The following is a 24297-nucleotide window of genomic DNA, read 5'->3' on the forward strand; positions in this document are numbered from 1 at the left end:
TTTTGTTAAAAAAAAGGGGGAGCTGCTGCCACCCCTTTTCCCTTACTGCTGTGCTTACAAACGGCTATCTTGCGATAGCCTGGCCATTAAGCCTGTTCGTTAACTTCGACGAATTCGTCGCCAGCGGCTGCTTTAACCATTTCAACAACTTCGTTACCGGCAGCTGCACGGCCTTCGATGATTGCGTCAGCAACACCGCGAGCGTACAACATGATGGCTTTCGAGGAGTCATCGTTACCTGGGATCACGAAGTTCACGCCTTCTGGGGAGTGGTTGGTATCGACAACGCCGATGACCGGGATACCCAGTTTAGCCGCTTCGGTGATCGCACCTTTGTGGTAGCCGACGTCGACGACGAAGATTGCGTCAGGAATGCCGCCCATGTCCTTGATGCCGCCGATCGATTTTTGCAGCTTGATCATTTCGCGGGAGAACATCAGCGCTTCTTTTTTCGACAGCTTCTCGATCGAACCGTCTTCGATCATCACTTCCATGTCTTTCAGACGCTTGATCGAGGTTTTGATCGTTTTGAAGTTGGTCAGCATGCCGCCCAACCAACGTTGATCAACGAAAGGCACGCCAGCGCGTTGTGCTTCAGCAGCGATGATTTCGCGAGCTTGACGCTTGGTGCCAACCATCAGGATGGTGCCACGGTTTGCAGCCAGTTGACGCACGTGCTTCATTGCGTCCTGGTACATCGCCATGGTTTTTTCCAGGTTGATGATGTGGATCTTGTTGCGATGGCCGAAGATGAACGGTGCCATTTTTGGATTCCAAAAACGGGTTTGGTGACCAAAGTGGACACCGGCTTCCAGCATTTCGCGCATTGTTACGGACATTATTAACTCCAGGGTTGGGTCTGGAATCCGATCAGTCACCATACAGGCACCCTTGTCGACCGGATTCGCGTGTTTATATAAATTAAAGACACTGTTTTACTGCATTGCTTAAAAGAGAATTCAAGCAACCCGGGATTCTACACTGAAATGCCTGCCGCATCAAGTCCGCACCGCAAATCGCGCGCCCGGCGGAAACAGCCGGTGCACCACGATGGTGCAAGGCGTGACTGCACCGCCTTTTCATCCGCTTTCTCCCCACAAATCCCCTCCCGGCCATAGGAAGGAGGCGGCGGATTCAGGGCGCCTCGTTTATAATTTCGGCATATTTGCAGACTTTTCCCTATACAACAGGAATCGTCTGTGCTTTTCACCTGAATTCTTGCAGATTGCGAATTACACCATGTCCACCATCCGTATCAATACCGCCGCCGACATCGAAGGCATGCGCATTGCCGGCAAGCTCGGCGCCGAAGTGCTCGACTACATTACCCCCTTCGTCAAGGTGGGCGTCACGACGGGCGAACTCGATCGCCTGTGCCACGAATACATGGTCAACGTGCAAGGCACCATCCCTGCCCCGCTCAACTACTGCCCGCCCGGCTACACGCCCTATCCGAAAGCCATCTGCACCTCCGTCAACGACGTCATCTGCCATGGCATTCCCGGCGACAAGGTCCTGAAAAGCGGCGACTCCGTCAACCTCGACATCACCGTCATCAAGGATGGCTACCACGGCGACAACAGCCGCATGTTCCTTGTCGGCACGCCGACCATCCTGGCCAAGCGCCTGTCGGAAATCACCTATGAGTGCATGTGGCTGGGCATCGATCAGATCAAGCCGGGCGCCCACCTGGGCGATATCGGCCACGCCATCCAGCAGCACGCGGAAAAGGCCGGCTACAGCGTGGTACGCGAATTCTGCGGCCACGGCATCGGCAAGGTCTTCCATGAAGAGCCGCAAGTCTTGCACTACGGCAAGCCAGGCACCCTGGAGCGCCTGGAAGCGGGCATGATTTTCACGGTGGAACCGATGATCAACTCGGGCCGCCGCGAAATCCGCGAAATGAACGATGGCTGGACCATCAAAACCAAGGACCGCAGCCTGTCGGCGCAATGGGAGCACACGGTGCTGGTCACGGAAACGGGCTATGAAGTGCTGACCGTCTCGCCGGGCATGCCGCCGCCGCCCGCCTTTATCGGCAATAAAGCCTGATAAGCGTCATTATTAATCAAGCCTGACCCCACCCGACCCACCGCCACCCAGGGCCCAGATGAAAAAGCAAGTTCGGGAACAGCTGAAACAGCAACTGAAAGCCGACCGCCAGGTCGTCATTGCGGCCTTCCAGACCGACGGCAAGCCTGAAAAACTGCTGCGCAGCCTGCGCCACAGCGTCGATGGCGTGCTGGCGCGGGCCTGGCAGGAAGCGGGCTTGCCGCCAGGCACGGCCCTGGTGGGCGTGGGCGGCTATGGCCGGGGCGAGCTGTTTCCGTATTCCGACGTCGACCTGCTGATCCTGCTGCAACAATCGCCGGACGCCGCCACGCAGGAAAAGCTCGAGGAACTGGTGCAACTGCTGTGGGACCTGGGCCTGGAAATCGGCCACAGCATCCGCACGGTCGATGAATGTCTGGTCGAATCGAAGGCCGACATCACAGTGCAGACGAGCTTGCTCGAAGCGCGTCTCGTGTGCGGCAACGCGGACCTGTTCGCGCAATTGCAGCAGCGCTATGACGCGGCCATGGACGCGCAAGCCTTCTTCCAGGCAAAAACGGCGGAAATGCGCCAGCGCCATGCCAAGTACGAAGACACGGCTTTCAGCCTGGAACCGAATTGCAAGGAAAGCCCGGGCGGCCTGCGCGACCTGCAGGTGATCCTGTGGGTGGCCAAAGCGGCCGGCCTGGCGAACTCGTGGCGCACCTTGGCCACGGGCGGCCTGATCACCCTGACGGAAGCGCGCCAGCTGATGGAAAAGGAGCGCGCCTTCAAGGATATCCGCGTGCGCCTGCACCTGCACGCGGGGCGGCGCGAAGACCGTCTCGTGTTCGACGTGCAGACGGCGATCGCCGAATCGCTGGGCCTGCAAGCGACGGGCAGCGGGCCGCACATGCGCCGCGCCAGCGAATTCCTCATGCAACGCTACTACTGGGCCGCCAAGACGGTGACCCAGCTCAACACGATTTTGCTGCAAAACATCGAAGCGCGGCTGTTCCCGCAGGACGACGTGGCCGTGCCCATCAACGAGCGCTTCAATGAAGTCAACAGCCTGATCGACATCAGCGCCGACGACACGTTCGAGCAATATCCTTCGGCCATGCTGGAAGTCTTCGTGCTCATGACGGAGCGCCCGGCCCTGAAGGGCATGACCTCGCGCGCCACGCGGGCCCTGTGGCACGCGCGCTTCAAGATCGACGCCGCCTTCCGCCAGGATCCCGTCAACCGCGCCCTGTTCCTGCGCATCATGCAAGCCCCTGTCGGCATCATCCACGCGCTGCGGCGCATGAACGAGATGAGCATCCTGGGGCGCTACCTGCCGAATTTCCGCCGCATCGTGGGCCAGATGCAGCACGACCTGTTCCACGTGTACACGGTCGACCAACACATTCTGATGGTGGTGCGCAACATGCGCCGCTTCACCATGAGCGAACACGCGCACGAATATCCGTTCTGCAGCCAGCTGATGGCCGATTTCTCGCAATCGTGGCTGCTGTACGTGGCGGCCCTGTTCCACGACATCGCCAAGGGCCGCGGCGGCGACCACTCGAAGCTGGGCGTGGCCGACGCCACCCAGTTCTGCCAGGACCACGGCCTGTCTGCCGAGGACACGGAACTGGTAGCTTTCTTGGTGGAAAATCACCTGACCATGTCGCAAGTGGCGCAAAAGCAGGACTTGTCCGATCCCGACGTCATCGCCGCCTTTGCGAAAGTGGTCAAGGACGAGCGCCACCTGACGGGCTTGTACCTGCTGACGGTGGCCGACATCCGCGGCACCAGCCCGAAAGTGTGGAATGCCTGGAAGGGCAAGCTGCTGGAAGACCTGTACAAGATCACCCTGCGCGTGCTGGGCGGCGAGCCGCACACGGCCGACCGCGAGCTCAAAAACCGCCAGCAGGAAGCGCTGGCCACCCTGCGCCTGTACGGCTTGCCGCCCGATGCGCACCTGAAACTGTGGCAACAGCTGGACGTGGCGTATTTCCTGCGCCACGACGCGTCCGACATCGCCTGGCAGACGCGCTCGCTGTATAACAAGCTCGACAGCAAGTTGCCGGTGGTAAAATGCCGGCTGGCGCCCATCGGCGAAGGCTTGCAGGTGGCCGTGTACATTCCCGACCAGCCCGACCTGTTCGCGCGCATCTGCAGCTATTTCGACCGCAAGAACTTCAGCATCCTCGACGCGAAGATCCATACGACGAAAAATGGCTATGCGCTCGACACCTTCCTCGTCACCGAGCAAAACTTCGCCAAGAGCTACCGCGACATCATCAGCCTGATCGAGCATGAGCTGGGCGAATTGCTGCAGTCGCAAACGCCGCTGCCGCCGCCGGGCAAGGGACGGCTGTCGCGCCTGTCGCGCACCTTCCCCTTCCAGCCGACGGTGGACTTGCGGCCCGATGAAAAGGGCCAGTACTACCTGCTGTCGGTAGCGGCCAACGACCGCACGGGCCTGCTGTATGCGATCGCCAACGTGTTGACCAAGTACCGCATCAACTTGCACACGGCCAAGATCATGACCCTGGGCGAGCGGGTCGAAGACGTCTTCCTCGTCGACGGCCCCGCGCTCAACAATGCCCGCAACCAGATATTGCTGGAAACCGATTTACTCGATGCGCTGAAAGTGTAAGCTTTCCGCGCAGCGCCTACCCTTACTGAAACTGAAACAACATGACCGAAGAATTATTACGCTTGTCCAAACGCATGTCCGAACTGGGCCTGTGCTCGCGCCGCGAAGCCGATGAATGGATCGCCCGCGGCTGGGTCCGCGTGGATGGTAAGGTGGTGTCCGAACTGGGCAGCAAGGTCTACCCGAGCCAGAGAGTCACCGTGGAACGCCAGGCGGCGGCCGAGCAATCGAAGCGCGTCACCGTGCTGATCAACAAACCCGTCGGCTACGTCAGCGGCCAGGCCGAAGACGGCTACACGCCCGCCGTGGCCCTGATCAAGGCGGAAAACCGCTGGGCGGAAGACCGCAGCCCGGAACAATTCCATCCGACCCAGCTGCGCAGCCTGGTGGCAGCGGGACGGCTGGACATCGATTCCGTCGGCTTGCTGGTCCTGACGCAGGACGGCCGCGTGGCCAAGCAGCTGATCGGCCACGATACCGACATCGACAAGGAATACCTGGTGCGCGTGAGCTACACCAAGGGCGGCACCCTGCCCGACAGCGAGCTGAAAAAGCTCAACCACGGCCTGTGGCTCGACGGCAAGCCGCTGTTGCCGGCCAAGGTGCGCTGGCAAAACGAAGACCAGCTGAGCTTTACCTTGCGCGAAGGCAAGAAACGCCAGATCCGCCGCATGTGCGAAGCCGTGGGTCTGAAGGTGCTGGGTTTGAAACGCGTGCGCATCGGCAAGGTCAAACTGGGCGACTTGCCGACCGGCCAATGGCGTTATTTGAGCGCAGACGAACAGTTTTAAGCGGCGACGTCAAGGCGGCATGCCAGGCCTGCATACATAAGCAACAGGAATATAGTGATATAAAATCAATTATTGTGATTTACTTAGTAAATATTGCCTTAAACCTATACACTATTCCCCATTAGAACAAAAGAGATACGCTGTCGTGAACGATCCCATCCCCAATCCCCTGCGCAAGGGCGCGCCCAGTCTGGCTGACGTGGCCGAGCCGATGGCCCCCGGCACCAAGCCGCACCATATGAGCGATCCGTGGGATATCGGCGAAACCTTGTGCAGCCTGGCTGACAACGGCGACGCCATCTCCATCTACCCGGCTGGCGGCGAAGACCTCATCCTGGGGCGCGTCCTGTCCGTTGACGATGACTTGCCGCAATTCGTGCTGGAACTCAATGAAGGTGCGACCCTGCCGTCTGGCGGCGCCACGTTTGTATCGTGGGTACAAAACGCCAAACTGCAGTTCACCATCAATGGCGAATGGCAAGCGTATCCCGAGCGGCCGAACGTCTACCTGACGAACTTCCCCAGCCATTGCCTGGTCCTGGAGCGGCGCGAATCGGCACGCCTGGAAACACCGCTGGGCGTGTACTACCTGGCCGCCTTCGTGCTCGAGGGCCGTCCATATGAATTGCAGCTGTATGATTTCTCGGCCGGCGGCATCGGCATGCGCGCCCATCCGCGCGACACGGTAGGCCTGTACGTGGGCCGCAAGCTGTCGCGCGTGCGCCTGGAGCTGGGGCCGGACAAGGTCATGATCGCCGACCTGGAAATCCGCCTGTCGCGCACCTTCCGCTCCTTCCTGCTGGGCGAGCAGGTGCAGATCGGCTGCCGCTTCCTGAACCTGACGGATGCCATGCAGGATGAGCTGAAGGCATTGCTCGATAACCTGGGCAGCAGCCGCAAGGTGCGCTAGTTTAGTACTGGGGTCAGACCCTCAACACCGCCAACACATAGCTTTGCGCTAACGCATCCGGGGGTCTGACCCCGGACGTCCAGGTTAAGCGGCAATTAATCGTCGTCGTTCGGATCCAGGTCGGGGAACATGACCTCGGTATAGCCGAACTGCGTGAAGTCGACGATACGCATCGGATACAGGATGCCGTGCAGGTGGTCCACTTCATGCTGCACCACGCGCGCATGGAAGCCGTCGCAGTCGCGGCTGATGGGCTGGCCGAACTGGTCGACGCCTTCGTAGTGCAGCTCGCTCCAGCGCGGCACGCTGCCGCGCAGGCCGGGCACGGACAGGCAGCCTTCAAAACCCTCTTCCTTGCGTTCCGACAAAGGCGTCAGCACGGGGTTGATCAGCACGGTTTCCGGCACTTGCGGCGCGTCGGGATAGCGCAGGTTCTGCTTGAAGCCGTAGATCACCACTTGCAGGTTGACGCCGATCTGCGGCGCCGCCAGGCCTGCGCCATTGGCCGCGTGCATGGTGTCGAACATGTCGGCGATCAAGGCATGCAGTTCGGGCGTATCGAATTCACGCACGGGCTCGGCCATCCGCAGCAGGCGCGGATCGCCCATCTTCAGGATTTCACGTACCGTCATTTTGCGTCCAGTGTCGATTGCAGTTCTTGCAGGTAAGTGCGGAAGGCCGCGCCCGTTTCCGGGTGTTTCATGCCCATCGCCGTCGTTGCCTTCAGATAACCCAGCTTGGAGCCGCAATCATAACGCTGCCCCTTGTAACGGTAAGCCAGCACGCGCTCTTCACGCATCAGGGCGGCGATGCCGTCCGTCAACTGGATTTCACCGCCGGCGCCCGTACCGATTTTTTCCAGGTGCTCGAAGATGCGGCTGGTCAGCACATAACGGCCGACCACGGCGAGGGTCGACGGCGCCTCTTCCGGCACGGGTTTTTCCACGATCCCCGACACCAGCTCCAGGTCAGGCTGATAATGCTGGGCGCTGACGATACCGTACTGCCTGGTTTCCGCGCGCGGCACGTCCTGCACCGCCAGCAGGGAACAGTTTTCATACTGGAACACATCGGCCATCTGCGCCAGCACGGGGCGCACGCCCTCTTCCACATCCATGAAATCGTCGGCCAGCAAGACGGCAAACGGCTCGTCGCCGATCACGGGACGCGCGCACAGCACGGCATGCCCGAGGCCCAGCGGCGCCGACTGGCGGATGTAAATACAATTGATGTGCTTGGGAATGACGTTTTGCACCATTTCCAGCAACTGGCGCTTGCCGGCCGCTTCCAGTTCCGACTCGAGCTCATAGGCCGTATCGAAATGGTCTTCGATGGCGCGCTTGTTGCGGCCCGTGATGAAGATCATTTCCGTGATACCCGCGGCCACGGCTTCCTCGACCGCGTACTGTATCAATGGCTTGTCAACGATAGGCAACATTTCCTTCGGTTGCGCCTTGGTCGCAGGCAAGAAACGGCTGCCCAGGCCGGCGACGGGAAAGACTGCTTTTCTGATTTTTTTCATGGGTCTTCTGTAATGAATGATTAGTCTTGCGCCAACAGGGTCAGCAGACCAGCCTCGTCGAGTATGGCCACACCCAGCTCCTGCGCCTTGGCCAGCTTGCTGCCGGCGTCCGAACCGGCCACGACGTAAGCGGTTTTCTTCGACACCGAACCGCTGACCTTGCCGCCGGCCGCCTCGATCAACTCCGCAGCCTCGTCGCGGCTCATGTTGGGCAAAGTGCCCGTCAAAACAAAGGTCTTGCCGTCCAGTTTGCCGCCAGCAGCTGGCATTTCAGGCAATTGTGACAGTAATTCATTTCGTAGCGCGTCCAGTTGACCAAGCAGCTTGACATTGCCCTCATCGGCCAGCCATTGCGCCAGCGCTTCGGCCACGGCGGCGGGCAAGCCCGCGTGGAAGCTGGCACCTTGCGCCGCCAGACTGGCCAGGGTCACGCCCCGCTCCACCAGCTGTTTGCTGCGCGGCTCCGTCAGCTTCGGAATGCCGATGGCGGCCAGCAAGGTGGTTTGTTCGAGCTGCGTGCGCAGCTTGGCGCTGGGCGCGTGTTCGCCTTGCGGCGTGACACCAGCGTCCAGCAATGCCTGCAACGCCTGCTGGTTCTTTTCTTCGGCAAAGAAATCAGCAATCGACTCGGCCACGGTGCCGCCGATGTCGGGCAGCACGCGCAGCAAGGCGGCCGGCGCCCGGCGCACGTAGTCGAGACTGCCCAACCACTCGGCCAGGGTCTTGGCCGTCGATTCGCCCACGTGGCGGATGCCCAGCGCAAACAGGAAACGCTCGAGCGGCGGGCGCTTGCTGGCCTCGATGCCTGCCAGCAGATTTTCCGCCCACTTGGTGGGAATCTTGCCTTGTTGCACTGTTTCCGGCGTCGAACCGTCGCGCTCGTCGGCGCGCAGCTTCATTTCCAGCAATTTATCCAGGGTCAGGCTGTACAGGTCAGCCAGGCCATGCACGTATTCGAGTTCGACCAGGGTATCGATATAACGTTCCCCCAGACCTTCGATATCCATCATGCGGCGGCCCGCGAAATGACGGAACGCTTCCTTGCGCTGCGCCGAGCAGAACAGGCCGCCCGAGCAGCGGGCGATGGCCTCGCCCTCTTCGCGCACCACGTGCGAGCCGCACACGGGGCACGCTTCCAGCATCTTGAACGGCAGCGGCGCCGGTTTCGGACGTTTTTCCAGCACCACGCTCAGCACTTCCGGAATCACGTCGCCGGCGCGGCGCACGATGACGGTATCGCCCACGCGCACATCCTTGCGCAGCACTTCGTCTTCATTGTGCAAGGTGGCGTTGGTCACCGTCACACCGCCCACGGACACGGGCGCCAGGCGCGCCACGGGCGTCATGGCGCCCGTGCGGCCCACCTGGATATCGATGCCCAGCACTTGCGTCAGCGCTTCTTCGGCGGGGAACTTGTGCGCCAGCGCAAAACGCGGCGCGCGCGACACAAAGCCCAGCTCCTGCTGGTCTTCCGTTGCGTTCACCTTGTAGACGACGCCGTCGATTTCATACGGCAAGGAGGGCCGGCGCGCGCCAATATCGGCGTAGTAGGCAAGCAAGCCCTGCGCGCCCTGCACCACCTTGCGCTCCTTGGACACGGGGATGCCCAGGGTTTCGTACCAGTCCAGCAAGGCCGAATGCGAGGCAGGCATAGCGGCGCCTTCCAGCGCACCGATGCCGTAGGCATAGAAACGCAGCTTGCGCTGCGCCGTGATGCGCGAATCGAGCTGGCGCAGGCTGCCGGCCGCCGCATTGCGGGGGTTGGCGAATTCCTTCTGCCCCGCTTCGCGCTGGCGTTCGTTCAGGCGGGCAAAATCGCCCTTGAACATCATCACTTCGCCGCGCACGTCGAGCACGGCCGGAATCTTATCGCCATGCAAGCGCAGCGGGATGCCGGAAATGGTGCGGATATTCGCCGTCACGTCCTCGCCCGTGGCGCCATCGCCGCGCGTGGCCGCCTGCACGAACAGGCCGCGCTCATAGCGCAGATTGATGGCCAGGCCGTCGAATTTCACTTCGGCAGCATAGTCGACGTCCGTACCATCAAGGTCCAGGCCTTCGCGCACGCGGCGGTCGAAATTGATGATATCGTCATCGGTGAAACCATTGTTCAGCGACAGCATCGGCACCGTGTGCGTGACTTGCTCGAATTGCGGCAAAGGCGCCGCGCCCACGCGCAAGGTGGGCGAGTCGGGCGTACGCAAGTCGGGATGGGCCGCTTCCAGCGTTTGCAGTTCGACGAACAGCTTGTCGTACTCGGCGTCGGGGATGGTGGGATTGTCGAGCACGTGGTAGGCGTGCAGGTGCCGGTTGAGTTCGGCGGTGAGATCCAGGACCCGCGCTGCGGCATCCTGGTTGATCGGATCAGTCATTGTTGCAGGATTCTTCAGCTAAATAAACGCAGGGCGCGGGTGGAACCGGCCGGAATGTCGGCCGCGTCCATTTCCTGGTAAAACTCTTGCACCTGGCCAGCGATCTCGGCCAGCGCCGCATCGGACAAGGCCTGGTTGTAATCGTCGACGATGGTGGCGTCGAGGCGGCCCACCAGCGCCTTGGCGCAGGCGACCATGGCGCCGAAACCGTCGCGCGCGGGCGCCACGCATGGCACGTCCAGCAGCAGTGTCAAACGGGGCGTCGTTTCCTCGGCCAGGGTGACATTCGTCGACAGCGAGAACAGATGGCTGCCTTCGCCGTCGGGCATGACGAAACGGCCGTCCGGACGCACGTCAAAGCCCTGTTTTTCCAGCGCGAACAGCAAGGTGGAAATGGCCCATGGCGCGCCATTCGTGTGCAGGTTCACGCCCAGCTGGGCGTCGTGACCGGCGACGAAACGGTGCAGATTGCGCGCTTCGGCCATCACTTCCATCATGTCGGGCACTTCCGGTTCGGCGCCGATCTCGTCGGCAACGCCGCGCAGGCGCGTAACCAGTTCCGAGTATTCGAGTTCATTCAGGGCCGTGCTGCGGCTGGCCAGCTGTACGCCGCCCTGCATCTTGGTGTAGACACCGCCATGCGTGATCGGTTCCCAGTCGCCATTCACGTGTAAACCAATGAAGTGGACGGGTTTGTTGCCCACCAGACGCAAGGTTTGCAGCACGGGCAGGATCTTGTCGCCGCGCACGGGCGCTTCCAGCGACAAAGGCAGCAGGCAATCGATGAGCGGGTCGACCAGGCTGGTCGCCTGTTCGCTGGCGGCGCTCACTTCCTGCTGCAGCGGCGCGGCCACGGCCGCAGGCGCTTCCACGCCGGCATCGCCGAGCGACGGTTCCGCATGCACGGGGGCGTCCGGCACGGCGCTAGCGGGCGGCGCGCCGAACGATGGTTCGGCCTTGGCGGCGGGCGCGGCGTCAAAGCGCGGTTCCTGACGCAAGACGGGTTCCTGGGCTTCCACCGCAGGGGCGTCGCCCTCGCGCATCAGCACGTCATCGTGGTCGGTGGAAAAAGCCCGCTCCACGCTTTTCTTGGCCTTGTATTCCTGCCATTTGTTGTACGAGAAAACGCCGACGATAAAGACGCCGCCGGCGCCGAACAAGGTAATTTGAAGGTCTGTCATGCTGCTTGTGCCTCGGTTGCAAAATTTGCGGCGGACTCCATGTCCACCGCCACGATGCGCGATACGCCCTGCTCCTGCATCGTCACACCGATCAATTGATGGGCCATTTCCATCGCAATCTTGTTATGCGAAATGAAAAGGAATTGGGTCTGGTCGGACATGCGCTTGACCATGCGGCAGAAGCGTTCCGTGTTCGAATCGTCCAGCGGTGCATCGACTTCGTCGAGCAGGCAGAACGGCGCCGGATTCAGGCGGAACATGGAAAACACCAATGCGGTCGCGGTCAGCGCCTTCTCTCCACCGGACAACAGGTGGATGGTGGCATTTTTCTTGCCGGGAGGCTGCGCCATGACTTGTACACCGGAATCGAGAATCTCGTCGCCCGTCATGGTCAGCCTGGCCTGTCCCCCGCCGAACAGGATGGGGAACAGCTCGGAAAAGTGGTGGTTGACCTTGTCGAACGTGTCTTGCAGCAAGTCGCGCGTTTCCTTGTCGATCTTGTGAATCGCGTCTTCCAGCGTGTTGATCGCTTCCGTCAGGTCGGCGTTCTGGGCGTCGAGGAAATTCTTGCGCTCCGACGCCTGCGCCAGTTCGTCCAGCGCGGCCAGGTTGACGGCCCCCAAGGATGTGATGGCATTGGTCAGGCGCGTGACTTCGCCCTGCAGATACGATGGACGCATATCCGGATGCAGTTTTTCCTTCAAGGCCGCTTCATCGGCGCCCGACTCCAGCAGTTGCTGGGCGAATTGCTCCTGGTTCAGGCGCGCGGCCTGTTCCTTGAGCTGCATTTCCATGATCTTGTCACGCTGCGGCTGCAGGCTGCGTTCCGATTGCGTGCGCGCATCTTCGGACAGGCGCAGCTGCTGCGTAATTTGATCGAGTTCATGGCGCGCGTCGGCCAGCGCCCGCTCCTGCGTCGTGCGGCGCTCGAGCAGATCCTGCAAGCCGTCGGCGGCCGCGCCGCTTTCCAGGCTGGCCAGTTCCTGCTGACCAGCTTCCAGGCTTTCCGTCACTTGCTGGGCCTGCGTACTGGCCGTGGCGATATTGCGGCGCAATTCCTCGATCTTCGCGCGGTGGGCTTTTTCCGCGTATTCCGTATCCTTGGCGGCCCGCTCCAGGTCGCGCAAGGCTTCGCGCGCCTCGGCCAGCCGCTGTTCCTTCTGCAGGAAATCCGTATGGCCGTCTTCGTGCGCTTCCTGCAAATTGCCCAGTTCCATGTCCAGCTGTTCGAATTTCTCTTCCGATTCGGCCTTGATCTGCTGCTGCTCCGCTTCATGCGCGGCGATCTCCGCCAGGTCGGCGCCGATCTGCGTGCTGCGCTGGTTGAAGCGCGCTTCCACTTCCGACAGTTTCACCACGTCCAGTTGAAGGGTATGCACGGAGGAAGTGAGCTGCTGTATGCGCAGGCGCAAGTCCGACAGGTTGCGCGTGAGCGTCGCCACGGCGGCGTCGGCCCGCACGGAACGGGCGCGCGCCTCTTCAGCCAGCAATTGCTGGGCCCGCAGCTGCTTGCCGATATTCTCGATTTCCTGCTGGCGGCCCAGCATGCCTTCCTGCTCCGAGTCGGCCGCATAGAAGCGCACGCTGGTGGTCGTGACCACGTGACCGGCGCGCGTGACGAAATAGCCGCCCGGCGGCAATTTCGCCCGTTCGGCCAGCGCCTCGGCCGCGTCTTCCACGGCGTAGGCGTTGTACAGCCAATCCTGCAGCAAGCCGCGCAAGCCGGGATCGTTCAGTTTCAACAAGTTCAAAAACGGTTTCAGGCCAGGCACGTCCGGCAGGGGCAGCGGCGCCACCGTCGATGGCGCGTACAGGGCCAGCTTGGCCGGCGGCGCGTCCGCAAAGAAAGCCTTGGCCCAGTCGATATTCGACAGTTGCAGGGCCGACGTGCGCTCGCGCAGGATCGACTCCATGGCCGCTTCCCAGCCCGCTTCGATCTGCAGCTTTTGCCACAGACGGGGCAAGGTGTCGAGCTCGTGCTTTTTCAGCCACGGCTGGACCTTGCCCTGGGTCTGCACCCGTTCCTGCAATTGTTTCAAAGCAGAAAGACGCGCTTCCAGCTGGGCGTTGGCCGCCGTCTCGGCATTGACCTGCGCCTGCGCCTCGGCCCGCTCCTGCTCCAGCTTCGGCTGCTGCTCCAGCGCTTCTTCCAGGTAGAAACCCTGCTCTTCCAGGGTTTGCTGCTTTTCTTCCAGCTGCAGTTTCAGGTTTTCCAGGTGGCTGCTGTCGGGCAAACTCAGGCTGTTCTTTTCCTGCTGTAGCCGCTCGCGGCGCGTCAGCAGGCTGGCGAGGATGTTCGAGGCATTGCGCTGGTGCGCCGATTCCAGTTCCAGCTGCTGCTGGGCCTGCATAATCCGCGCGCGCGATTCCGTGCTCTTGTTTTGCGCGGCGCGCCAGGCGGCGTCCAGCTCGGGCAATTGCTCGCCCTTCTGCTCGGCCATCATTTGCGACTGCTCCACCTTGGCGGCCAGTTCCTCGAGGTGGAACTCCGCCTCTTCGATCTGTTCCTGGTATTCGCCGCCCTGCTGCGTCCACTGGTCGCGCTGGGCCGTCAAAGTGGCCAGCTGGGCCTGCAGGCGCGCGCGCGATTCGATGACGAACTTGATCTGCGCTTCCAGGCTGCCGATTTCCGCATTCGTCTGGTACAGATGGCCTTGCGCCGTATGCAAACGGTCGCCCACGGCAAAGTGCGCCTGGCGCATCTGTTCCAGGGTCAGCTCGACATTGCGCAGCTTGGCCGTCTGCTCTTCCAGGTCCGTCTGCGCCTGTTCCACTTCGCGGAAGTAGCGCGTCTGCTCGTTTTGCGCCTCGTTCTTGCGCAGCAGCCACAGCAGTTTCTGCTTTTCTTCCTGGTCCGCCTGCAAGGCGTGGAAACGCGTGGCCACGGCCGCCTGCGCTTCCAGTTTTTCCAGGTTGGCATTGAGTTCGCGCAAGATGTCTTCGACGCGCAGCAGATTCTCGCGTGTGTCCTGCAAGCGGTTTTCCGTCTCGCGGCGGCGTTCCTTGTATTTGGAGACCCCGGCCGCTTCCTCGAGGAAGACGCGCAATTCTTCGGGGCGCGATTCGATGATGCGCGAAATCATGCCCTGGCCGATGATGGCGTAGGCGCGCGGACCGAGGCCCGTGCCGAGGAAGATATCCTGGATGTCGCGCCGGCGCACGGGCTGGCCATTGATGTAATAGGTGGAGGTGCCGTCGCGCGTCAAGGTGCGCTTGACGGCGATCTCGGCGTACTGGCCCCACTGGCCGGACGCCTTGCCGTCGTTGTTATCGAACACCAGCTCGACCGAGGCGCGGCCAGCCGGCTTGCGGTGCGTGGAGCCGTTGAAAATGACGTCCTGCATCGATTCGCCGCGCAATTCGGACGCTTTTGATTCGCCTAGCACCCAGCGCACGGCGTCGATGATGTTCGACTTGCCGCAGCCATTCGGCCCGACCACGCCCACGAGCTGGCCTGGCACCTGAAAATTGGTGGGATCGACGAAAGACTTAAATCCCGACAACTTGATGGAAGAGAGACGCACGTGTTTTAGAGTTCCTGGCCTATGCTGGCGGTTATATTATGGGTGAACCCGGTTCATGTTCAGTTCAGATGCCGCATCGCGACGGCAGCCTGGCCGCTCGCCGCAAAAAAGTGGTTCATCATACCATTTCCTGATGCTTTTCTGGCCAAAAAACCGTCGCGCCAGGTGCCTGCCGGCAGCGGATCAGGGGGCAGGACGGCCATCCTGCGCCAGTTTCCAGTCCGCGCGGGAAAAAACGCGCTCATGGCCGGACAGCACCAGGGCCAGTTTTTGCAGCCATTGTTCGGTCGGCATGGGCTCCGCCTTGAAGCTCAGCACCACCATCAGCGCCAGGCTGGCCAGGGCCAGCGCATGGCTGACGGCAAAATTGACGGCGCCACGGGCATTCCACATGAAGCCCAGCGCCAGCGCCAGGCCCAGCACGCAGCCGCTGACGGCTTCGGACACGCTGTGCGCATGCACGACCACGCGGGATATGGCCACCAGCACGGCAAAGGCCACGCCGACCAGCACGCCGACATGGTGCCAGCGCGGTTCGGCCCGCTGCAGCAGCACATACATCAGCACGGGAAACACGGCGCCGGCGCGCATGGCGTGGCCGCTGAAACCGGTAAAATCGAGCGTGCTGCTGCCCACGCCCCAACTCATGAAGGCCAGCTTCGACAGCACCACGAGGGCCAGGCCGCCGCCGTACCACAAGCTCCAGCTGAGTACCAGCCGCCACTGGCGCGACACGAGCAGCCACAGAGCAATCGCCACGCCAGCCGGCCCCATGACGGACATGTCGGCCGCAAAAGAAATCCCATTCCACCAAGTCATCGTGCCTACGCTTATTTCATGATCAGCGTGCACTATGCCACGACTGGCCCCGCTTGCGCCCGGGTTTTCATCAACTGGGGTCAAGAATTACATTCCATTACAATTTCCATCTCAGAAATTGCCATATGAAAATATCTCGCGGATGCGGCACCGGCGGCGCGTCAGATATTCGTCAGGCGCTTGCCCTTGGGCGGCGCAAAGTCGCGGATCGATTCGACCATGCCCACTTCCAGCGCCTGGTCGGCCGTCAGGTGCAGGTCCGAATATGCGTGCACCTGCCACTGCTCGTCCGTCAGCTTGACGTGGCCGCGCAGGATGCGCTCGGTGCGCATGTCGTCGGCGCGCAAGCCCTCAACGATGATGCTGAGCGCATCGGGGCGCGAACCGGGCGAGGCGGTCGCATGCGACTTGTGCACCATGAAACGGGCCGTGTCGCTGGCATGGCGGTGCCGCCCCGCCAGGAACAGGGTGACGGCGATGGACGCCACGGCGCCCGCGTTGTAGGTGATGATGTCGAGCGGCAACTTGCTGAGGAAGTTGTACAGACAGATGCCATCGCTGACATAGCCGCCGTTGGACTGGATCAGGATGTGCGCGGTGGTGAGCTTGTCTTCCGTGATGTCGGCGGCGGCATTGAAGACGCGCCGCACCATGTCGCTGTTGACGTCGCCCGAGAGGGTAAAGTAACCGTGCTGCTCGGTGTTGTTTTGCGTCTCGCTTTGTGTAGTGTTCATGGCAGGCACCCGCAAGAAAGCCAGGATTTCATCATAGCGCATTCCTGCGCGCCCGGGCGCCCTTTTGCAGCGGAACATTCCCCTCGCCAGCCCCGCAAACCGGGGCTTTTGCTGCAATTTGGCAACGTCTTTACAGATTGACAGAAACACCCTGCTGGCATATATTCCTCCCACTTGATCGGGAGAGGGCAACCCAGCGTTGCCGCCGAAGGGGCACTACCCAAAAACTCTCAGGCAAAAGGACCGATCAGGCGGACTGAAGTTGTTGCTTTGGCGACACTACAGCTCAACTCTGGAGAGCGGCCGCGGCACATGCCGGCGGCCCACCGAAGGGGCGCACGGGGCAAGCCCCCGTAATCTCTCAGGTACAAAGGACAGGGGGGTCAGTGATCACGCTGGAAAGCCGTGTTTGGCTATTCTATGTTTTGTTAACTTCCCCTTTACCTTCGTCCCGAGGAATCCATGACGCTCAAAGCGACCCCACTCAACAACGCCCACCGTGCCCTCGGCGCCCGCATGGTCGATTTCGGCGGCTGGGACATGCCTGTCAACTACGGCTCGCAAATCGAAGAACACAACGCCGTGCGCAGCGACGCCGGCATGTTCGACGTGTCCCATATGTGCGTGGTCGATATCGAAGGCCCGAATGTGCGCGCCTTCCTGCGCGGCTTGCTGGCCAATAACGTCGACAAGCTGCAAGTGTCGGGCAAGGCGCTGTACTCGTGCATGTTGAATGCCGAAGGTACCGTCATCGATGACCTGATCGTCTACTTCTTCAACGAAAACTGGTTCCGCCTCGTCGTCAACGCGGGCACGGCTGAAAAAGACGTGGCGTGGATGCAGCAGCAAAACACCAACACCAACAGCGGCCTGACGATCACCGAGCGCCGCAATGCCAACAATCCAATGGCCCTGGTGGCCGTGCAAGGCCCGAACGCGCGCGCCAAGGTGTGGCAAGTGCTGCCGGAAACGCAAGCCGCGTCCGAAGCCATCAAGCCGTTCAATGTCGTCATCGTCAAGGACACGGCCTTCGGCGAAGTCATGCTGGCGCGCACCGGCTACACGGGCGAAGACGGCTTTGAAATCGGCGTGGCCGCCACCCAGGTGGAAGCGCTGTGGAACGCCCTGATCGCCGCCGGCGTCAAGCCGGCCGGCCTCGGCGCGCGCGACACCCTGCGCCTGGAAGCAGGCATGAATCTGTATGGCCAGGACATGGACGAAAGCGTCAACCCGCTCGACGCCGGCCTGGCGTGGACCATCGACCTGGTCAGCGAGCGCGACTTCATCGGCAAGGCCGCCCTGCTGGCGAAAGGGCAGAACGCGCAATTCGTGGGCCTGATCCTGCGCGAAAAAGGCGGCGTGCTGCGCGCGCACCAGAAAGTCATCATCGCCGGCAGCGACGCCGCGGGCGAAATCACCAGCGGCACCTTCAGTCCGACGATGCAGGAAGCCATTGCTCTCGCGCGCGTGCCGAACGGCGTGGCCGTGGGCGACACCGTGCACGTGGAAATCCGCGGCAAGCAGCTGGCCGCTTCCGTCGTCAAGCTGCCTTTCGTGCGTAACGGTAAAATCCTGGCTGCGTAAGCGTATTTATAGAGCCGCCCGCAAGACCGTACAACCATAATCAATAACGAACACTTACCATCTGGAGCCACACATGAACATTCCTGCAGACCTGAAGTACACCGCTTCCCACGAATGGGTACGCCTTGAAGGCGACGGCACCATCACCGTCGGCATCACCGAGTACGCGCAGGACGCGCTGGGCGATATCGTCTTCGTCGAACTGCCAACCGTGGGCAACAGCTACGGCGCCGGCGACGACGCCGCCGTGGTGGAATCGGTCAAGGCAGCGAGCGACATCTACGCGCCGATCGCCGGCGAAGTCGTGGCCGTCAACGACGACGTCGTCAACTCGCCAGAGTCGATCAATGCCGACGCCTACGCCAACTGGCTGTTCAAGATCAAGCCAGCCGACGTGTCGGCCCTGGACGGCTTGCTCGACGCTGCCGCCTATGGCGCCACCACCAGCGCCTGATCGCGTTTGATTCACGGGCCGCGTTTGCGGCCCGTTTGCATTTAATTTTGCAGCGATACCCCGCCGCCGCGCCCGCGCGCCGCATCCCGGTTTTTCAGTCTTTTTTGGCCTCTATATCATGACCCGCACCAGCCTGACCCAACTCGAAGCACGCGATGCCTTCATCGCCCGCCACATCGGCCCTTCCGCCACCGAACAGCAAGCCATGCTGGCGACCCTCGGCTATCCATCGCGCGCCGCGCTGATCGACGCCCTGGTGCCAAGCAACATCCGCAACAAGGGCGCCCTGCCCCTGGGCGCGTACTCGCAGCCGATGCCGGAACAGGAAGCCCTGTCGCGCCTGAAAGCCATCGCCGGCAAGAACCAGGTACTCAAATCCCTGATCGGCCAGGGCTACTACAACACGTTTACGCCCGGCGTCGTGCTGCGCAATATCTTTGAAAACCCGGCCTGGTACACGGCATACACGCCTTACCAGCCCGAGATTTCGCAGGGCCGCCTGGAAGCGATCCTGAACTTCCAGCAAGTGATCACGGACCTGACCGGCATGGGCATCTCGAACGCCTCGATGCTGGACGAAGGCACGGCCGCCGCCGAAGCGATGACATTGATCCAGCGCGTGGGCAAGTCGAAGTCGAACGTGCTGTACGTCGCCAATGACGTGCTGCCGCAAACCTTGGAAGTGGTGCAGACGCGCGCCCAGCCGATCGGCATCGAGGTGCGCACCTTCGACCCGGCCGAAATCGAGTCGCTGGACGCCTGCTTCGGCGTGCTGCTGCAATACCCTGGCGTAAACGGCGTCGTGCGCGACTACCGCGCCGGCGTGGAAAAACTGCACGCGAATGGCGCCATGGTCATCGTCGCGGCCGACCTGCTGGCCCTGACCATGCTGACGCCGCCGGGCGAATGGGGCGCCGACGTCGTCGTCGGCAACAGCCAGCGCTTCGGCGTGCCGCTCGGTTTCGGCGGCCCGCACGCGGGCTATTTGTCGACGCGCGATGAATTCAAGCGCAATATGTCGGGCCGCCTGGTGGGCGTGACCGTCGATGCGCAAGGCAACAAGGCCTATCGCCTGGCCCTGCAAACGCGCGAACAGCATATCCGCCGCGAAAAAGCCACGTCGAACATCTGCACGGCGCAAGTGCTGCTGGCCGTGATGGCCTCGATGTACGCCGTCTACCACGGCCCTGCCGGCCTGCTGCAGATCGCCCAGCGCGTGCACCGCTTTACGGGCGTGCTGGCGGCGAACCTGAAGACCCTCGGCTACGGCGTCGTCAACGCGAGCTATTTCGACACATTGACCGTCAACGTGGCCGATGCGGCGCAGCTGCACGCGACGGCCATGCACCACGGCGTCAACCTGCGCAAGATCGACGCCACCCACGTCGGCGTGTCGCTCGACGAAACCACCACGCGCGACGATATCGCGCTGCTGTGGAAAGTGTTCGCGCACGGCCTGGCCAACGCGCCTGCCGTGCCGGACCTGGACGTCGTCGAAGCGGCGGTGACCAGCGCGCTGCCGGCGCAGCTGGCGCGCGAGAGCGCCTACCTGACCCACCCCGTCTTCAACAGCTATCACTCGGAACACGAAATGCTGCGCTACCTGCGCAGCCTGGCCGACAAGGACCTGGCGCTGGACCGCACCATGATCCCGCTCGGCTCGTGCACCATGAAGCTGAACGCGACGAGCGAAATGATTCCCGTCACCTGGCCCGAGTTCTCGAACATCCACCCGTTCGCGCCGGACGCGCAAACGGTGGGCTACCGCGAAATGATCGCCCAGCTGGAAGAGATGCTGTGCGCCTTGACGGGCTACGCGGCCGTCTCGCTGCAGCCGAACGCCGGCTCGCAGGGCGAATACGCGGGTCTGCTGGTGATCAAGGCCTACCACGAGTCGCGCGGCGAAGGCCACCGCAACATCTGCCTGATTCCATCGTCGGCGCACGGCACCAATCCCGCATCGGCCAACATGGTCGGCATGCAGGTCGTCGTCACCAGCTGTGACGCCAACGGCAACGTGGACCTGGCCGACCTGAAAGCCAAGGCGGAAAAGCACAGCGCCAACCTGGCCTGCGTGATGGTCACCTATCCATCCACCCACGGCGTGTTTGAAGAAGGCATCCAGGAACTGTGCGAGATCATCCACTCGCACGGCGGCCAGGTCTACATCGACGGCGCCAACATGAATGCGCTGGTCGGCGTGGCCGCTCCCGGCTCTTTCGGCGGCGACGTGTCGCACCTGAACCTGCACAAGACCTTCTGCATCCCGCACGGCGGCGGCGGACCAGGCGTGGGGCCGATCGGCGTCGGCGCCCACCTGGCGAAATTCCTGCCGAATCAGCGCTCGTCCGGCTACCAGCGCGATGCGGCAGGCATCGGCGCCGTCAGCGCCGCGCCATTCGGCTCGGCCAGCATCCTGCCGATTTCGTGGATGTACATCGCCATGATGGGCGCGGAAGGCTTGACGGCAGCGACCGAGACGGCGATTCTGGCAGCGAACTACATCGCGCGCCGCCTGGCGCCGCACTACCCCGTGCTGTATTCGGGCCACGACGGCCTGGTCGCGCACGAGTGCATCCTGGACCTGCGCCCAATCACGGACGCCACCGGCATCAGCAACGAAGACGTGGCCAAGCGTTTGATGGACTTCGGTTTCCATGCGCCGACCATGAGCTTCCCCGTGCCGGGCACCCTGATGATCGAGCCGACGGAAAGCGAATCGAAAGTGGAGATCGACCGCTTCATCGACGCCATGATCGCCATCCGCGGCGAAATCGCCAAGGTCGCCAGCGGCGAATTCGACCACGACGACAACCCGCTGAAAAACGCGCCGCACACGGCACAGGTATTAATGTCGGACAACTGGGAACGCAAGTACAGCCGTGAAATCGCGGCCTACCCGGTCGCTTCCCTGCGTCAGCGCAAATACTGGCCGCCGGTCGGCCGCGCCGACAACGTGTACGGCGACCGCAACCTGTTCTGCGGTTGCGCCCCGATCAGTTCGTACGAGGAAGAATAAGCGCCACGCGCCCGCTTAGGCGGGCGTGCCAGCGATAGAAAGGCAGGCCACGCGGCCTGCTTTTTTTTATCGTAGGTCGGATTAGGCCCGAAGGGCCGTAATCCGACAACATGGTTGGCGTATATGGTGACGTCGGATTACGCTGCGCTAATCCGACCTACAACGCCAGCAAGGCCGCGCCCGGCAATCCCAGGGCGGTGCCCAGCATCGTCAGCAACACGACATCGCGCCGCTCGCAGCGGGCACGATGCGAACTCCAGGCGGCAAACAGCAGCGCCACGGCCACGCCGCTGAGCGAAATGCCCACTTCCGTCATGTCAGCTCTCCCGTCATTGTTGCTTCTTTCATCGTTCCCATCCTTTTCATTGATTGAACAAGCTACCTACCGGTAGGCAGTAAGTGTACAATAAAAAACACGGCGATGTCCATGCCGTGTTTTTGAACGATGAAGGAAGCACAATGCAGCAGCAAACCACTCTCCCCGCCGCCAGTCTAGGGCTGGCGGCTTCCCTGGCCTTGGTGGCCGTGCTCGGTCCGGCCGGCATCGACATGTACCTCGCTTCGATGCCCGCCATGGCGCGCGAACTGCACACTTCGTATGCGAACGTGCAGCTGAGCCTGACCGTCTTCCTGCTGGCCCTGGGCGGCGGGCAGCTGCTGTGCGGGCCGCTGACGGACATGCTGGGCCGGCGCCGTCCGCTGCTGGCCGGTATCGCCGTCTACATCATGGCAGCCGTGTGGGCGTCGCAGGCGGATCAATTGAGCTCCCTGCTGCTGGCGAGGACGGTGCAAGGCCTGGGCGCGGCGCTGACCCTGGTCGTGGTGATGAGCATGGTGCGCGACGTGGCCGACGGCGTGCAGGCGGCGCAGCTGTTTGCCCTGTTGATGACCATCGTGGGCCTGGCGCCCGTGCTGGCACCCGCCGTGGGCGGCTTGCTCGATGCGCACTACGGCTGGCGCGCCGTGATGCTGGCCCTGGCCGCGCTGGGCGCCTTGACCCTGCTCAATAGCGCGCTGTTCCTGCCTGAAACCTTGCCGCCGAAGCAGCGTGTATCGCCGAAAGGCATGCACCGCACGTATGCGCGCATCGCGCTCGACCGCGCCTTCCTGCTGCCCGCGCTGGCCCTGTCGGCCGCATTCTTTTTCCTGTTTGCGTATATTGGCGGCGCGTCGCTCGTGTTCCAGCGCGATTTCGGCCTGTCCGCCGGCAGTTTCGGCCTCGTGTTCGGCGCGACGGGCGTGGCCGTGCTGCTAGGCGCCATGGCCAGCGGCCGCCTGGTGGAAAAGCATGGCGTGGCGCGCCTTTGCGTGGCGGGCAGCGCCGCCATGCTGGGCGGCGCCGTGCTGGCCCTGCTGGGTGCCTGGGCAGGCTTAGGCATCGCCGCCGTCATGCCGGGCATGTTCGTGGCCCTGTTTGGCCTGGGCATGGCGGAAGCGGCGCTGATGGCCATGGCCATGGGTTCGCAACAGCGTGCGCTCGGTTCCACGGCGGCATTGCTGGGCGCCATCCAGATGAGCTTGTCGTCGCTGGCCACGCCGCTGGCGGCCGGCCTGTCCGAACGGGGGCCGCTGCCCTGGCTGCTGTTCTTGACCGTGGCCGGCCTGCTGGTATCATGGCTGACCCTGGCCACTGCGCGCGTCCATCCGGCACACGCCGACAGCCTGGGAGCGCACTGACGCCTCACCCACTCTCACCCCAATGATGAAAAAACGCTCGGCCTCGGCCGATAATATCTGTGCCGTCGCCGTCGTGCACTTTTCCGAACACGGCTACGACGCCTCGTCCCTCAGCGATATCGCCGCGCAGGCGGGCATGCGCAAGGCATCGCTGTATTCCCACTTCACCGGCAAGGATGCCCTCTTTCTCGACGTGTTTGCCGACGCGCTGGCCGAAGAGCAAGCCTTCATGGACGCCTGCTTCGCCGACGAGGCGGCGCTGGCGGCACCGGGCGGCCAGCTGGCCGGCGCCCTGTACTGCGACCGCATGGCGCAGCGCTATGCGGAGTCAGCCCATTTGCGCTTTTTGCTGCGCACCGCGTATTTGCCGCCCGCGCCCCTGCGCGTGGAAGTGGGCACGGGCTACGAAGCCTTGCTGGCGCAATTGCAGCGCCATTACGTGGCCAGCCTGGGGCGATTGGCGCCCGCGCTGCCGCCGCAACGCATCGACCTGTATGCGCAAGCCTACCTGGGCATCGTCGACAGCCTGCATGTGGAGCTGATCTACGCGGGCGGCGCCGCGCTGCAGCAGCGCCATGCAGCCTTGTGGCAAATATTGTCCGATTCGCTGGCGATGGCGGCGCAACCGGCCTGATGCGGTATAGCTAACTGTCACACGCTGAACCGACAACCAGGTCTGACACAAGCCGCCATCGACTCTTCGGAAGCAGCGGTTTGCCACCTTCAAATGTGGTGCGGCTTGCTGCCGGATTTTTCGCATGCGAAGTTCCGCATGCGCCGTTTTCCGTCGTTGGCAGGCTCCGCCCCGTTGCATGCATTGCTTACTGTTTGCAACTGTCGCCCAGCCAGAGCTGATGAGCAGTTCAGCAGTGTCTAGTGAAATCGTGGCAAGTTAAGCATCCAGGAGCATCATCACAGCCGACAATACCAGCAACTGAAAAAAAGCGAGAAACAAAGCTCGTGGTATCGGCGGCATGAGCTGCCATTGCAAGCTCTTCGTCGGTGAAATCAACGCAGACTTATTGCTTCCTA

General features: G+C 62.4%; 18 protein-coding genes and 2 riboswitches. Of the genes, 9 read left to right on the forward strand and 9 right to left on the reverse strand.

The features are described from left to right. Positions 1-86: 86 nt before the first annotated feature. Positions 87-839, reverse strand: a complete 753-nt coding sequence (rpsB, locus tag AC1Q6X_RS04200; RefSeq protein WP_010397614.1) for a 30S ribosomal protein S2 — start codon at positions 837-839, stop codon at positions 87-89. 400 nt (positions 840-1239) lie between these two features. On the opposite strand from rpsB, the gene map reads away from it, so the two are divergent. The 4 genes from map (at position 1240) to AC1Q6X_RS04220 (ending at position 6379) form a co-directional block, all read left to right on the forward strand. Then, the gene (map, locus tag AC1Q6X_RS04205; RefSeq protein ID WP_070221576.1) at positions 1240-2052 is read left to right on the forward strand and encodes a type I methionyl aminopeptidase; all 813 of its coding nucleotides are present in this window, start codon (positions 1240-1242) and stop codon (positions 2050-2052) included. 58 nt (positions 2053-2110) lie between these two features. Further along, entirely contained in the window at positions 2111-4678 is a 2568-nt protein-coding gene (locus AC1Q6X_RS04210; RefSeq protein ID WP_492495306.1) for a [protein-PII] uridylyltransferase, read from the forward strand. A gap of 41 nt (positions 4679-4719) precedes the next feature. Further along, a complete protein-coding gene (locus tag AC1Q6X_RS04215; protein WP_034752263.1) occupies positions 4720-5469 on the forward strand; it encodes a pseudouridine synthase in 750 nt (249 codons plus the stop codon). 145 nt (positions 5470-5614) lie between these two features. Then, positions 5615-6379, forward strand: coding sequence for a flagellar brake protein (locus AC1Q6X_RS04220; RefSeq protein WP_121669219.1), 765 nt, complete (start codon positions 5615-5617; stop codon positions 6377-6379). A gap of 95 nt (positions 6380-6474) precedes the next feature. On the opposite strand, the gene def is transcribed toward AC1Q6X_RS04220, so the two are convergent. The 7 genes from def to AC1Q6X_RS04255 all read right to left on the reverse strand — a co-directional run bounded on the left by def (position 6475) and on the right by AC1Q6X_RS04255 (position 16531). After that, positions 6475-7011, reverse strand: a complete 537-nt coding sequence (def, locus tag AC1Q6X_RS04225; RefSeq protein WP_070221525.1) for a peptide deformylase — start codon at positions 7009-7011, stop codon at positions 6475-6477. Next, entirely contained in the window at positions 7008-7901 is an 894-nt protein-coding gene (gene galU / locus AC1Q6X_RS04230) for a UTP--glucose-1-phosphate uridylyltransferase GalU (protein ID WP_070221526.1), read from the reverse strand. The genes def and galU overlap by 4 nt, the downstream gene beginning before the upstream one ends. Before the next feature lie 20 nt (positions 7902-7921). Then, positions 7922-10273 carry an NAD-dependent DNA ligase LigA gene (ligA, locus tag AC1Q6X_RS04235; protein ID WP_492495309.1) on the reverse strand — a complete coding sequence of 784 codons (2352 nt, stop codon included), beginning with the start codon at positions 10271-10273 and terminating at the stop codon, positions 7922-7924. A gap of 14 nt (positions 10274-10287) precedes the next feature. Continuing rightward, on the reverse strand, positions 10288-11454 hold the full coding sequence (locus tag AC1Q6X_RS04240; protein WP_492420397.1) for a cell division protein ZipA C-terminal FtsZ-binding domain-containing protein: 1167 nt from the start codon (positions 11452-11454) through the stop codon (positions 10288-10290). Next, the gene (smc, locus tag AC1Q6X_RS04245; protein WP_492495311.1) at positions 11451-14978 is read right to left on the reverse strand and encodes a chromosome segregation protein SMC; all 3528 of its coding nucleotides are present in this window, start codon (positions 14976-14978) and stop codon (positions 11451-11453) included. The genes AC1Q6X_RS04240 and smc overlap by 4 nt, the downstream gene beginning before the upstream one ends. A 183-nt stretch (positions 14979-15161) precedes the next feature. Continuing rightward, positions 15162-15797 (reverse strand): phosphatase PAP2 family protein, encoded by a 636-nt coding sequence (locus AC1Q6X_RS04250; protein WP_492495313.1) that lies wholly within the window; start codon positions 15795-15797, stop codon positions 15162-15164. Between the two features lie 161 nt (positions 15798-15958). Next, positions 15959-16531 carry an ATP-dependent Clp protease proteolytic subunit gene (locus AC1Q6X_RS04255; RefSeq protein WP_070221578.1) on the reverse strand — a complete coding sequence of 191 codons (573 nt, stop codon included), beginning with the start codon at positions 16529-16531 and terminating at the stop codon, positions 15959-15961. A gap of 169 nt (positions 16532-16700) precedes the next feature. Then, positions 16701-16787, forward strand: a riboswitch (glycine riboswitch). A 26-nt stretch (positions 16788-16813) separates the two neighbouring features. After that, a riboswitch (glycine riboswitch) is annotated at positions 16814-16919 on the forward strand. A 74-nt stretch (positions 16920-16993) separates the two neighbouring features. On the opposite strand from AC1Q6X_RS04255, the gene gcvT reads away from it, so the two are divergent. The 3 genes from gcvT to gcvP all read left to right on the forward strand — a co-directional run bounded on the left by gcvT (position 16994) and on the right by gcvP (position 21588). After that, entirely contained in the window at positions 16994-18115 is a 1122-nt protein-coding gene (gcvT, locus tag AC1Q6X_RS04260; RefSeq protein ID WP_492495315.1) for a glycine cleavage system aminomethyltransferase GcvT, read from the forward strand. A gap of 73 nt (positions 18116-18188) precedes the next feature. Beyond that, positions 18189-18569, forward strand: a complete 381-nt coding sequence (gene gcvH / locus AC1Q6X_RS04265; protein WP_070221532.1) for a glycine cleavage system protein GcvH — start codon at positions 18189-18191, stop codon at positions 18567-18569. Positions 18570-18687: 118 nt separating this feature from the next. After that, positions 18688-21588, forward strand: coding sequence for an aminomethyl-transferring glycine dehydrogenase (gene gcvP, locus AC1Q6X_RS04270; RefSeq protein WP_492495318.1), 2901 nt, complete (start codon positions 18688-18690; stop codon positions 21586-21588). Positions 21589-21745: 157 nt separating this feature from the next. Here gcvP and AC1Q6X_RS04275 read toward each other — a convergent pair whose 3' ends face one another. Next, on the reverse strand, positions 21746-21904 hold the full coding sequence (locus tag AC1Q6X_RS04275; protein ID WP_171985004.1) for a hypothetical protein: 159 nt from the start codon (positions 21902-21904) through the stop codon (positions 21746-21748). A 143-nt stretch (positions 21905-22047) separates the two neighbouring features. On the opposite strand from AC1Q6X_RS04275, the gene AC1Q6X_RS04280 reads away from it, so the two are divergent. Beyond that, positions 22048-23265 (forward strand): Bcr/CflA family efflux MFS transporter, encoded by a 1218-nt coding sequence (locus tag AC1Q6X_RS04280; RefSeq protein WP_492495320.1) that lies wholly within the window; start codon positions 22048-22050, stop codon positions 23263-23265. Positions 23266-23287: 22 nt separating this feature from the next. Next, positions 23288-23899, forward strand: coding sequence for a TetR/AcrR family transcriptional regulator (locus AC1Q6X_RS04285; protein WP_492495322.1), 612 nt, complete (start codon positions 23288-23290; stop codon positions 23897-23899). Positions 23900-24297 lie beyond the last annotated feature (398 nt).

It is taken from the genome of Janthinobacterium sp. GW823-FHT06H09, from assembly GCF_058794735.1.